Source organism: Demequina sp., from assembly GCF_016278775.1.
Taxonomy (GTDB): Bacteria; Actinomycetota; Actinomycetes; order Actinomycetales; family Demequinaceae; genus Demequina.
In genome coordinates, this window is record NZ_JADQBF010000037.1 from 34,866 (window position 1) to 46,610 (window position 11,745).

General features: G+C 66.1%; 13 protein-coding genes. 10 read left to right on the forward strand and 3 right to left on the reverse strand.

Annotated elements, in window-relative coordinates; genetic code table 11:
• The first annotated feature begins 38 nt into the window (after window positions 1–38).
• The 9 genes from clpS to QZZ33_RS05730 all read left to right on the forward strand — a co-directional run bounded on the left by clpS (window position 39) and on the right by QZZ33_RS05730 (window position 5,998).
• Window positions 39–326 (forward strand): ATP-dependent Clp protease adapter ClpS, encoded by a 288-nt coding sequence (clpS, locus tag QZZ33_RS05690; RefSeq protein WP_291378789.1) that lies wholly within the window; start codon window positions 39–41, stop codon window positions 324–326.
• A complete protein-coding gene (locus QZZ33_RS05695; RefSeq protein ID WP_291378791.1) occupies window positions 323–946 on the forward strand; it encodes a DUF2017 family protein in 624 nt (207 codons plus the stop codon). Before clpS ends, QZZ33_RS05695 begins: the two co-directional genes overlap by 4 nt.
• Complete coding sequence (gene murI, locus QZZ33_RS05700; protein ID WP_291378793.1) at window positions 939–1,745, forward strand: glutamate racemase; 807 nt, start codon at window positions 939–941, stop codon at window positions 1,743–1,745. Before QZZ33_RS05695 ends, murI begins: the two co-directional genes overlap by 8 nt.
• On the forward strand, window positions 1,742–2,518 hold the full coding sequence (locus tag QZZ33_RS05705) for an MBL fold metallo-hydrolase (protein ID WP_291378795.1): 777 nt from the start codon (window positions 1,742–1,744) through the stop codon (window positions 2,516–2,518). Before murI ends, QZZ33_RS05705 begins: the two co-directional genes overlap by 4 nt.
• A 20-nt stretch (window positions 2,519–2,538) precedes the next feature.
• On the forward strand, window positions 2,539–3,264 hold the full coding sequence (gene rph, locus QZZ33_RS05710; protein ID WP_291378797.1) for a ribonuclease PH: 726 nt from the start codon (window positions 2,539–2,541) through the stop codon (window positions 3,262–3,264).
• On the forward strand, window positions 3,264–3,881 hold the full coding sequence (rdgB, locus tag QZZ33_RS05715) for an RdgB/HAM1 family non-canonical purine NTP pyrophosphatase (protein WP_291378798.1): 618 nt from the start codon (window positions 3,264–3,266) through the stop codon (window positions 3,879–3,881). The genes rph and rdgB overlap by 1 nt, the downstream gene beginning before the upstream one ends.
• Window positions 3,882–3,943: 62 nt before the next feature.
• Window positions 3,944–4,882 (forward strand): ABC transporter ATP-binding protein, encoded by a 939-nt coding sequence (locus QZZ33_RS05720; protein ID WP_291378799.1) that lies wholly within the window; start codon window positions 3,944–3,946, stop codon window positions 4,880–4,882.
• A complete protein-coding gene (locus QZZ33_RS05725; protein WP_291378800.1) occupies window positions 4,882–5,730 on the forward strand; it encodes an ABC transporter permease in 849 nt (282 codons plus the stop codon). Before QZZ33_RS05720 ends, QZZ33_RS05725 begins: the two co-directional genes overlap by 1 nt.
• A gap of 10 nt (window positions 5,731–5,740) precedes the next feature.
• Window positions 5,741–5,998, forward strand: a complete 258-nt coding sequence (locus QZZ33_RS05730) for a helix-turn-helix transcriptional regulator (protein ID WP_291378801.1) — start codon at window positions 5,741–5,743, stop codon at window positions 5,996–5,998.
• On the opposite strand, the gene QZZ33_RS05735 is transcribed toward QZZ33_RS05730, so the two are convergent.
• On the reverse strand, window positions 5,995–6,540 hold the full coding sequence (locus QZZ33_RS05735; protein ID WP_291378802.1) for a DUF4916 domain-containing protein: 546 nt from the start codon (window positions 6,538–6,540) through the stop codon (window positions 5,995–5,997). The genes QZZ33_RS05730 and QZZ33_RS05735 overlap by 4 nt on opposite strands.
• 179 nt (window positions 6,541–6,719) lie before the next feature.
• On the opposite strand from QZZ33_RS05735, the gene trxA reads away from it, so the two are divergent.
• The gene (trxA, locus tag QZZ33_RS05740) at window positions 6,720–7,091 is read left to right on the forward strand and encodes a thioredoxin (RefSeq protein ID WP_291378803.1); all 372 of its coding nucleotides are present in this window, start codon (window positions 6,720–6,722) and stop codon (window positions 7,089–7,091) included.
• 77 nt (window positions 7,092–7,168) lie between these two features.
• Here the strand turns inward: trxA and QZZ33_RS05745 are convergent, their stop codons facing one another.
• Entirely contained in the window at window positions 7,169–7,771 is a 603-nt protein-coding gene (locus tag QZZ33_RS05745) for a GDSL-type esterase/lipase family protein (protein ID WP_291378804.1), read from the reverse strand.
• Entirely contained in the window at window positions 7,768–11,544 is a 3,777-nt protein-coding gene (locus QZZ33_RS05750) for a multifunctional oxoglutarate decarboxylase/oxoglutarate dehydrogenase thiamine pyrophosphate-binding subunit/dihydrolipoyllysine-residue succinyltransferase subunit (protein WP_291378805.1), read from the reverse strand. Before QZZ33_RS05750 ends, QZZ33_RS05745 begins: the two co-directional genes overlap by 4 nt.
• Between the last annotated feature and the right edge of the window lie 201 nt (window positions 11,545–11,745).

Genomic DNA, 11,745 nt, shown 5'->3' on the forward strand with positions numbered 1-11,745 from the left:
GCCCAGTGATCGACGCCTCGCGGACTTACCCTGTTGGGGTGTCCACACAGCAGCAAGGCGTCACCGACGTCGTCGTCGCCACCCGGCTTGACGACGTCTGGGTGACGATCGTGTGGAACGACCCCGTCAACTTGATGTCCTACGTCACACATGTGTTCCAGTCGTACTTCGGCTGGTCGCGCGAGCGCGCACAGGCGAGGATGCAAGAGGTGCATACGGAGGGCAAGTCTGTCGTGTCTTCTGGTGGCCGCGAGAAGATGGAGATCGACGTCCAGGCGATGCATTCCTTCGGCTTGTGGGCCACGATGCAGCGGAGCGGCCAGTGAGGGCGTTCGAGGCGCGCAACGGGGCCGCCGTGGCGGAGTTGGACGCCGAAGAACGCGCCGTGGTGGCACGCGTCATTGCCGACGTGGGTCTGCTGCTCGCCGGAGAGGCCTTCGGGACGCAGCGCGAGCAGGTCGAGACCCCGGAAGAGGAGTTGTTCAGGCATTTGCGGGGTTTCGAGGCGGCGCTCAGCGACCCTGAGGATCCGGCGGTGTTGCGCATCCTGCCCAACGCGGCGCCGGACGACCGCGAGGTCGCCGATGAGTTCCGGCGCCTGACAGAGCCTGACCTGCGCGCCACCAAGGTGGAGCGTCTCAGGGTGATCTGGGAGGCCCTGAACGAGGACGGTCCCGAGTGGGAGGTGCCAGCGGACGAGGCGATGTCAACGGCGGCCGCGCTCACCGATGTGCGGCTGGTGCTCGCCGCAAGGCTTGGCCTCGATACGGACGAGGATGCCGATGTGTTGCATCGCGAAATCGAGATGGCCGAACACGCCATGGAGGCGGGCGTCGAGGGAGCCTCTTCCGTCAACCCAGAGCGAGTGTGGCTCGGCATGCTCTACCAAGCGCTCACCTGGCTTCAGGAGTCATTGATGACCTACGTGATGAGGGACGATGTCTGACGCGCCGATTGGTGTTTTCGACTCTGGAGTGGGCGGACTGACGGTGGCGCGCGCGATCATGGACATGCTGCCGCACGAGTCGATCCACTACGTGGGGGACACCGCTCACGGGCCGTACGGCCCCCTTCCCATCTCTCGGGTGCGCGAGCACGCACTTGCCATCATGGATGCGCTCGTCGAGGACGGCGTGAAGATGCTCGTCATCGCGTGCAACACGGCGTCGGCAGCGGTGCTTCACGACGCGCGCGAACGGTTCTCCCGCGAGCGGGGAGTACCCGTTGTTGAGGTCATCGTTCCTGCAGTGCGGCGGGCGGCAAGCCTCACCAGGTCGGGTCGCGTCGGAGTCATCGGGACGGTCGCCACCATCACGTCAGGCGCGTACGAGGACGCCCTTGCCGCCGCTCCTAGCGTGCGGGTGACATCTCAGGCGTGTCCTCTGTTCGTGTCGTTCGTCGAGCAGGGCATCACCTCAGGCCCCGAGGTGATCGACGTGGCCCGCGAATACTTGACGCCGCTGCAAGAGGCGGGAGTCGATACCCTGATTCTCGGTTGCACGCACTATCCGATGCTCCAAGGCACGCTCGCCTACGTGATGGGGGAGCACGTGACGCTGGTGGATTCTGCCACGGAGACGGCCATGGACGTCTACCGCGCGCTCGTGGCCGCTGGGCTTGAGCGCCAATCACGTGAACCCCCGGCACACCGCTTCTATGCGACCGGGCCCACCGAGTCGTTTGAGACGCTCGCCCAGCGCTTCCTTGGGCCGATTGTGCGGGCAGTGGGGCCTCTGCGCGCATGAGGCTCACCGTCATCGGTTGCGCAGGCTCCGTCGCTGGCCCCGACAATCCGGCGTCGAGCTACGTGCTCGAGGCCGATGCCGACGGTCGCGCCTGGCGACTGTTGCTCGAACTCGGTTCGGGATCGGTTGGCCCGTTGCAAGCGGTCGTGGACCCGACGGAACTCGACGGAGTCCTCATCAGCCATGGGCACCCAGACCACTGCGCGGATCTCGCGTCGCTGTCCGTCCTGTTCCGCTACGGCCCCACGCAGGGAACGGACCTGCCGCCCCTGCCGCTGTGGGGTCCGGAGGGAATCGACGAGCGGGTGAGGCAAGTGGAGGGGGCAACGGACGACGCCGGGCTGGAGCCTTTTGCGTGGCGCGCCATGGCGCCTGGCGAGACTCGCGAACTCGGTCCGTTCACCATCACGGCGGCGCGCGCCTGGCATCCAGTCCCCGCACTCGCCTACCGCATTGAGGGCCCTGCAGAGGTGGGAGGCAGGGCCACGCTGGTCTTCACGGGGGACACGGACTTGTCTGACGAGGTGGTTGAGGTGGCTGCTGGCGCCGACCTCTTGCTCGCGGAGGCCGGCTGGGCCCACCGCGACATCAATCCCCCTGGAATCCACCTCACGGGACGGCAGGCGGGCGAGTTGGCGAGGCGAGCGGGAGTGAACCGCCTGGTGGTGACGCACGTGCCATCGTGGGTCGACCCTGCCCCGACGCTCGCTCAGGCCCGCGCAGAGCATCCCGATGCCCAGCTCGCCACCCGAGGCGTCATCTTCACAGTCTGAGCCGCCGCTAGGCTCGTCGCATGACTCGATTCGACGGACGCAATCCCGACCAACTCCGCGCAGTGACGTTTGAACGCGGCTTTCAGCGCGCCGCGGAAGGCTCGTGCCTGGTGACCTTCGGCAACACACGAGTGCTCTGCTCAGCGTCGTTCACTGCGAGCGTTCCGCGCTGGAAGAAGGGCTCGGGCGAGGGTTGGGTGACCTCCGAGTACTCGATGCTCCCGCGCGCCACCAACACTCGCAACGACCGCGAATCTGTGCGCGGCAAGATCGGCGGCCGCACCCACGAGATCTCGCGCCTCATCGGCAGGTCGCTGCGCGCCATCATCGACGTGAAGGCGTTGGGGGAGAACACCATCGTTGTGGACTGCGACGTGCTCGATGCGGATGGTGGCACCCGCACGGCGGCGATCACCGGCGCGTACGTGGCGCTCGCGGACGCGGTGGCCTGGGGGAAGGCGCAAGGCGCGATCGCCAAGGACGCCGAGGCGCTGTCCGGCTCGGTGAGTGCGGTGTCCGTGGGAATCATCGACGGCGTGCCGATGCTCGACCTTCCCTATGAAGAGGATGTCCGGGCGGAGACCGACATGAATGTCGTGATGACCGCGGGAGGGCACTTCATCGAGGTGCAGGGCACCGCAGAGCGTGCGGCGTTCACCAAGGCAGAGCTCGATTCCTTGCTTGAATTGGCGACATCCGGCAACGCCGAGTTGGCGCGGCTGCAGGCGGCCGCCTTGGGTCTGTGATGCCTCCGGCTGGCGTGCCGAGGCTGGTCTTCGCGAGCCACAACGCGCACAAGCGCGAAGAGGTGTGGGCCATCCTCGAGCCGCTGCTTCCAGGTTGGACGGCGCCCGATTTCGCGTCGGCCAGCGACTTCGACGTGCCGCCTCCGGTGGAGGACGGCGTGACGTTTGCTGACAATGCGCTCGTGAAGGCCCGCGCCGTGTGCGCCGCGACGGGACTGCCAACTGTTGCGGATGACTCAGGGCTGGCCGTCGATGTCATGGGCGGGGCGCCCGGTATCTTCTCGGCATTGTGGTCAGGCGTTCACGGTGCAGACGAAGACAACCTGAGATTGCTGCTGGCCCAGTTGGTGGACATCCCAGACGAGCACCGCGGCGCGGCCTTCGTGTGTGCGGCCGCTCTGGTGACTCCAGAGGGCCATGAGGTGGCGCGTGAGGGGCGCATGGAGGGGCGCATCGCGCGCCAAGCGGCGGGCGGCGGCGGTTTCGGCTATGACCCGATCTTTGTCCCCGCTGGGCACGAGGTCACGGCTGCGGAGCTTACCGCCGCGCAGAAGAACGCCATCTCGCACAGGGGCAAGGCCTTCGCAGCGATCGCCGTGGACATCGCCGCGCTGTAGCGCCTGCGACGACTTCACGTGCAGATGTAGCACATCTACTCAAAATGTAGTACAACTGCTACATGACAACTTCGCCTGGGTCTTTCTCGGTCGCGCCGTCGACCGCCGTCACCGACCTCAGAATGAGATATGGCACCGCCGACGTGCTGATGGGGGTCAGCTTCAACGTCGCCAAGGGTGAGGTCGTGGCGCTCCTCGGCCCGAACGGTGCTGGCAAGTCCACCACGATCGAGATTCTCGAGGGGGTGCGTCGGCGCTCGGGTGGTGAGGTGAGTGTGCTCGGCGCGGACCCAGAGATCATCGACGAGCAATGGCGCGCGAGAGTGGGCATGGTCATGCAGTCTTGGAGAGACCACGCACGGTGGAGTCCGCACGATTTGGTCGAGTACCTCGGCCGCCTCTACGACCCGTACGCGGCGGTGTCTGGCAGGCCCAGATGGGCCACGGAAGAGCTGCTGAAGATGGTGGGCCTGGACCGCGTCTCCCGGCAGAAGATCAGGACGTTGTCAGGCGGTGAGCGCAGGAGGCTCGACATCGCCATCGGGGTGATCGGGCGCCCAGAGGTGCTCTTCCTCGACGAGCCCACTGCTGGCCTTGATCCGGAGGGCAGGCGCGACGTCCACGAGCTCATCCACGGCATCGTCGACCGGGACGACACCGCCGTGCTCCTCACGACACACGATCTTGACGAGGCGGGGAAGATCGCCGACCGAATCCTGGTGCTCGCCGGGGGCCGCATCGTTGCCGATGGCAGCGCCGACGCCCTCGCCGCCAGCCTCGCACGCGACGTTCAGATCCGCTGGACGCACGGCGGCCGCGCCCACGTGCACGCCTGTGCGGAGGCGACGGGCTTTGTCAGGCAATTGCTGACTGGACCGGCCGGAGCGGACGTCAAGGACCTCGAGGTATCACGGCCAACGCTCGAGGAGACCTACCTCGCGCTGGTCGCCACCCACCACCGCGGGGCAAACGCGCCGCTCGACGAGAAGGCGGTTGTCTGATGAGCATGCACGCGGTTCGGCTGGGGGTGAAGCGTGGTTGGCACGAGCAGATCCTGAGCCTCAAGAGTCCTCAAGACCAGGTGTTCTACGTCGCGATGTCCCTGGCAAACGTCGCCTTCTTGTGGTGGAAGCGCAATGACACCGTCGAAGAACTCGGTTTGTCCTTTCCTCAAGTGGCGCTGCCGGGGATCCTGGCCCTCGTGCTGGCTTTCGGGTTCCTCATGTCGCCAGCCCAAGTGATCGCCATGGAGAGGGAGGACGGCACGCTGCTGCGCATGCAGTCGGCACCTGGCGGAGGCGTCGCATACGCGGTCGGCCACGTCGTGATGAATCTCACCACCATCGTGCCGATGCTCCTCGTGCTCGTGGTGCCGAGCGTCCTCCTGTTTGACGCGGGATCGCAACGCGGCGTCGGCGGGTGGCTGGTCGCGTGTGCCGTGTTGGTGCTCGGGGCGTCGGCCCTCCTTCCCGTGGGACTGGCGATCGGCACCCTCGCGCCCGACCTGCAGCGCGCCGCGATGTGGTCCGTTGTGCCCCTTGGTCTGTCCGCTCTGTTGTCGGGGATCATGGTCCCTGTCGCCTCCCTGTGGGGTTGGCTGCAACCCCTCGCACAAGGCCTACCGCTGTATTGGGTGGGTCACCTCTTGCGCTACGCCTTCCTGACGGACGCGTCTGCAGCGGGCGAACTCAACGGCAGCTGGCAGGTGCCTCAGGGCGTGGCGATACTGGTGGTGTGGTCGGTAGTGTCATGGGTCGCCGCAGCAGTGCTGTTGCGTCGCTCCAGCAGGCGACAGTCGGGCGCGGCCGTGGCGGACGCCAGGGTGCGAGCCGCTCAGTGGGTCCACTAGTGGATCGCGGGTGGTGGTGCTGATGGCCGCGCCAGCCAAGGACGATGCCGTCCACAATCGCCTTCGACAGGTCAGGCTCGAACGAGGCATCTCACGCAGGGACTTCGCCGACGCGGTGGGGATCCACTATCAGACCGTGGGGTACCTCGAGCGCGGCGAGTACAGCCCTAGCCTTCCCATGGCGCTCAAGATCGTGGCCTACTTTGAGCTCCCGCTCGAGTCGGTCTTCTCGCTGAGCCCCTTTCCCAAGGTGGGAGAAGGGGACTAGGACGGCATCGCCCCGCAGTGGGCGAGTGCGTGGCGCAGCAAGACGTGTTGGCCCCCCGCCATCTCTTCCACGACATCGTCGCTGGAGGCCTCCTCCGGGGTGAGCCACACAATGTCGAGGGCGTTCTGGCTCGGCTCGCAGTCGCCGTCAATGGCCACCACGTATGCCAAGGCGACGGCGTGCTGCCGCGAGTCATGGAACGTGCCGAACCCCTCCGTCGGGAAATACTCCGCGACGGCGAAGGGCGTGGGAGAGATCGGCACCCGCGGCAGTGCCGCGAGGCCGAGGTCCTTCTCGAGGTTGCGGACGATCGCGTCGCGGATCGTCTCGTGCAACAGCACTCGGCCGGCCACGAGGGCTCGCGACATGACGCCTTCGTCTGCTCGTAGCAGGAGCCCCACTTCCGTGATCTCGCCGGTGGAATTTACCCGGACGGGCACGACGTTGACGTAGACGATGGGCATTTCGGAGCGCACATGGTCAAGTTCTCTGTCGGAGAGCCAGCCTGTGGGTTCAGAAGGCAGTTCGGCCATATCGGTCATGCCTCCAGTGTGCAGGTTGTGGGGGTAAGGCTTCCACCATCCGCGCCGGGGACTTCTCGCAAGACTTCGCGAGCCCCTCATGGGCCTTCGTGTGCCGTCGGCGTAGACTCCCGGGGAATACCCCCCAGGGGTTACTTGGTTACGTTCTAGTCGGGCAAACGCCCGAGGGGAAGGAAAGCATGGCAACGATCGACCTGACCACCAGCACGTTTGACGAGGTCGTCTCGAAGGACGGCATCGTCCTCGTCGACTTCTGGGCCGAGTGGTGCGGTCCGTGCAAGAACTTCGCACCCATCTTCGAGGCGAGCTCAGAGACGAAGACGGACATTGTGCACGCCAAGGTAGACACCGAGGACCAGCAGGAGCTCGGCGCGAAGTTCGGCGTGACCGCGATCCCAACTCTCATGGCTTTCCGTGACGGCATCATGGTTTTCAACCAGGCCGGAGCGTTGCCAGCGCCCGCGCTCGAGCAGCTTGTGGACGCCGTTGAGGGACTCGACATGGAAGAGGTCCGCGCCAAGATCGCGGAGCACGAGGCCTCCGACCACTAGGGCACGCAGAACTCAAGTCAAGAACGGCCCGGCACCGCATGCGGTGCCGGGCCATTGTCATGCTCCGCAAGCGGGTGTTAGACCGCGGGCTGCTCGACGCCTAGCCAGTCGTGCCAAGCGGAATGCAACACGAGCCATGCCATGAGTCCGTAGCCCGCCTGATGGGGAAGGCTTTCGTCGCCGGTGGCCATGTCTGACACCCACTGCTCATGGCGGGCTAGCGGTCCGAACATGTCGACGTAGGGCACACCTCTGCGCGCGGCCGATTCCTCGCACAAGGCGGACAGTTCGGCGATCGCCTGCTGGTCCTCTGGGTGGCCGGGGGGAGGGCCAGCGAGCATCGTGCGGAAGCCGAGCGCCTTCGCGCGATCCAGCGTATTCGCGATGTTGAGTCGGGTCATGGTGGGCGAGACTCCCCGGTGAACGTCGTTGCGACCGATCGCAAACAGCACGGCGTTCGGCGCCGCGCCCTGTACGGGGTCGCCGATGCGCCTCAGCGCCTCGTCGTCCCAGCGCGCAGTGAGCTCGCCAGTGGTTTCGCCTGGCACCGCGAGGGTGTGAAAACGCAACTCCGGAGCGAGCGGCAGGGTGCGTGCAGCGACGCGCCCCGTCCAGCCAAGCGCTTTGGGGTCTCCGTGACCCGCCGTGAGTTCGTCGCCGACGAAGAAGACGTGTGTCACCTGTCGAATGCCCTCGTCACGAGGTCAGCCTGCTCCTCATGGTGGCGCGAAGCAAGTCCCGACGCCGGCGAGGCGGCAGCTGGCCTCGACACTACCGAGATGGAGCGGCCCACGATTTGGGGCAGCGACAGGGAGATCTTCGCCCACGCTCCCTGGTTTAGCGGTTCCTCCTGCACCCACATGAAATCCGCTCCATCGAACGGCGCGAGCGCCTCGCGTAGCGCGTCGTGACTGAGGGGATACAGCTGCTCGAAGCGCACGATCGCGGTCGCGGTGTCTCCCGACTTCTCGCGCTGTGCCAACAGGTCGTAGTACACCTTGCCAGCGCACATCAGCACGCGCGTGACCTCGGACCCGTCCACGGCGTCGTCCCCGATGATTTCCCTGAACGTTCCCTCTGTGAAGTCAGCGACGTCGCTTGCGGCGGCCTTGAGACGCAGCATGGACTTGGGGGTGAAGACCACGAGCGGCTTGCGCGGGCGGTTGTACGCCTGGCGGCGGAGCAGGTGGAAGTACGACGCGGGAGTGGACGGCATCGCGACCACCATGTTCTCTTCTGCCGCCATCTGCATGAATCGTTCGACCCGTGCAGACGAGTGGTCGGGGCCTTGACCCTCGAAGCCGTGCGGCAGCAAGAGCACCACGGAGGACGACTGCCCCCACTTCTGCTCTGCGGAGGAGACGAACTCGTCGATGATCGTCTGGGCGCCGTTCACGAAGTCGCCGAACTGGGCCTCCCACAGCACCAGCGCGTCCGGCCGCTCCACCGAGTAGCCGTACTCGAAGCCGAGGCATCCGTACTCGCTCAGGTGCGAGTCATAGATGTTGAGGCGGGCCTGGTCCGACGCCAGGTACATCAGCGGCGTCCACTCGGCGCCAGTTGAACGGTCGTGCAAGACGGCGTGGCGTTGCACGAACGTGCCGCGGCGCGTGTCTTGGCCGGCCATGCGCACTGGCACACCCTCTTGGAGTAGCGAACCGAAGGCGAGCAGTTCGCCGTAACCCCAGTCGATGCCGCCCTCGCGGCTCATGGCCTCGCGCCGCTCCAACAGTTTGGCGAGCTTGGGATGTACGGAGAATCCCTCTGGCGGTCGCATGTGTGCGCGGCCGATGCGCTCGATTTGGCTCTGCGACACGGACGTCTTCCAGCCCACCATCACTCCGGCATCTGACGATTGCGAGGACGGCAGTTCGAGTCCCGCCACGGTCTCTGTCTCCGAGCCGGAGAAGCCCTCCCTGGTCTCGAGGAATACCCGCTCCAATTGGGCCAGGTAGTCCTGCGACATCTGTTCCGCCTCTTCGTCGGTGATGTCGCCGCGGCGAATCAACGCCTCGGTGTAGAGGTGGCGTACGGAGCGCTTGGTCTCGATGAGGTCGTACATGCGCGGCTGCGTCATCGAGGGGTCGTCGCCCTCGTTGTGGCCGCGGCGGCGGTAGCAGATCATGTCGACGATGACGTCGCGGCCGAAAGCCTCCCGGTACTCAAACGCCCGCCTCGCGGCGCGGACGCACGCCTCTGGATCGTCGCCATTGACGTGAAAAATGGGGATCTGGTAGCCCTTGGCGATGTCGGTGCAATAGCGCGTAGAGCGGCTGTCCTGCGGGCCGGTGGTGAAGCCCACCTGGTTGTTGATGATGACGTGCACGGTGCCGCCGGTCTTGTAGCCGCGCAACTGAGCCATGTTGAGTGTCTCTTGGACGATGCCTTGGCCAGCGAACGCCGCATCTCCGTGAATGAGCACCGGCAGGATGGGGTAGCCGTCGGTGGCTGGGTCGGCGCCCAATGCGTCGAGCTTGGCGCGCACGATGCCTTCGACTACCGGGTTGGCCGCCTCCAGGTGGGAAGGGTTGGCGGCTAGGTACACCTTGGTGGTCTCGCCGGTGTCGGCAGTGAACACGCCTTCTGTGCCCAAGTGGTACTTGACGTCGCCCGAGCCTTGCACCGAACCAGGGACGGCAGTCCCGTCGAACTCGGAGAAGATCTGGCTGTACGACTTTCCTGCAAGGTTCGCGAGCACGTTGAGGCGGCCACGGTGCGCCATCCCCACGCAGACCTCGTGGATGCCGGCGCGCGCAGCGGAGGACAGCACGGCGTCCAGCAACGGAATGAGGCTCTCGCCGCCCTCGAGCGAGAATCGCTTCTGGCCCACGTACTTGGTCTGGAGGAACGCCTCGAATGCCTCTGCCGCGTTGAGGCGGCCAAGGATCCGCAAGTGCTCCTCGCGGCTGGGTTTCGTGTAGCCGTGTTCGAGGCGCTCCTGGAACCACGCCCGCTGCGCGCGGTCGGCGATGTGCATGTACTCGACGCCGACGGTGCGGCAGTACGCGTCCCGAAGGCGGCCCAACACTTCGCGCATCTTCCAGCGCTGCTTGCCAGCGAAGCCCCCCGTGGAGTAGACCCTGTCGAGGTCCCACAGCGTGAGCCCGTGCGTTTGCACATCGAGGTCTGGGTGGCGGCGCGGCCGCGAACTCAGCGGGTCGACGTCGGCCATGAGGTGGCCGCGCGAGCGGTACGCGTGGATGAGCTCCGCGATGCGAGCGGGCTTCGCCTGCTCGGCATCCTCATCGGCGACGGCATCGGCGACCCAGCGCACGGGCTCGTACGGCACCCGCAGGGCCACGAACACGCGGTCGTAGTAGCCGTCAAGGCCCAGCAACTTCTTGTGGACCAGCCCCAAGAACTCGCCAGACTGCGCGCCCTGGATGACCCGGTGGTCATACGTCGACGTCAGCGTGAGCACCTTGGACACGCCAAGACGGGCGATCGTCTCGGGGGACGCTCCCTGGTATTCGGCGGGATAGTCCATGGCGCCGACGCCGATGATCGCGCCTTGGCCCGTCATCAGGCGCGGCACGGAGTGGACGGTGCCGATGGTTCCTGGGTTGGTCAGGCTGATGGTCGTGCCCTGGAAGTCTGAAGCCTGCAGCGTGCCGGAGCGCGCGTGTCGCACCACGTTCTCGTACGCATCCCAGAACTCGGCGAAGTCCATGTCGTCAGCGGCCTTGATGTTGGGAACCAACAACTGGCGGTTGCCGTCCGGCTTGGTCATGTCGATCGCGAGGCCAAAGTTGACGCCGCTGGGGGTTGCCATCGCAGGCTTGCCGTCCTGAGTGGTGTACCAGACGTTCATCGCGGGGTACTCGGCAAGCGCCTCGACGATCGCGTAGCCGATCAGGTGGGTGAAACTCACCTTGCCGCCACGCGTACGCGCCAGGTGGTTGTTCATCACCACCCTGTTGTCCATCAGCAGCTTGGCGGGAATGGTCCTGACGCTCGTCGCCGTCGGCACCTCAAGCGAGGATTCCATGTTGCTGACCACGCGGGCCGCGGTGCCGCGCAGGCGCTCGACGCCCTGATGGACGTCGGTGTGTAAGAGAGCTGGGTGCTCGGGGCTCTGCAGGTAGGCAGCGCTTGGCGCCACCGCGGTCGCGATCGGCTGGGTGGGCAGGAGCTCGTGTTGCACGTCTGCCACAGGCGTGGGGTCGACTGGGTCAGGGGATGGCGACGGGGGCGTCGGCTTGGGAGGGGAAGTCGGCGCGGCGGAGTCTTGATGAGCGGGTGCTTCTGAGGGAGACTCGGGGGCCACTGCCTCTGCCGGAGGGCCCGCCTCCGCGCTGACAGCGTCGGCGCGGCTGGAACCGCCCAAGACGAGGGACGCCACTGAGGGGGCACCGTCGGCGCGCGCCACAGACTGGCGTTCACTCGACCGGGAATTGCTGGGGGACACCGGGCCGCTCACTTTCTGACTTCGTCCGTTGAAATCAGGGATCATTCGACATCATCAACCCTAAACGACCACGGAAGCCGCATCGTCGCCGAGTGTGGGCAAATTGTGATGCGACGATCGCTTCTACGGCCCCACCGTACGCCGCGAGACACCACGCGCAGATGCCGGGCGCGCTCGGTTATGCTTGTCCGACTATGGAGGGCGAAAGGCGCACCTACTCGTGACAGCGTGGCTAATGGTGGCGCT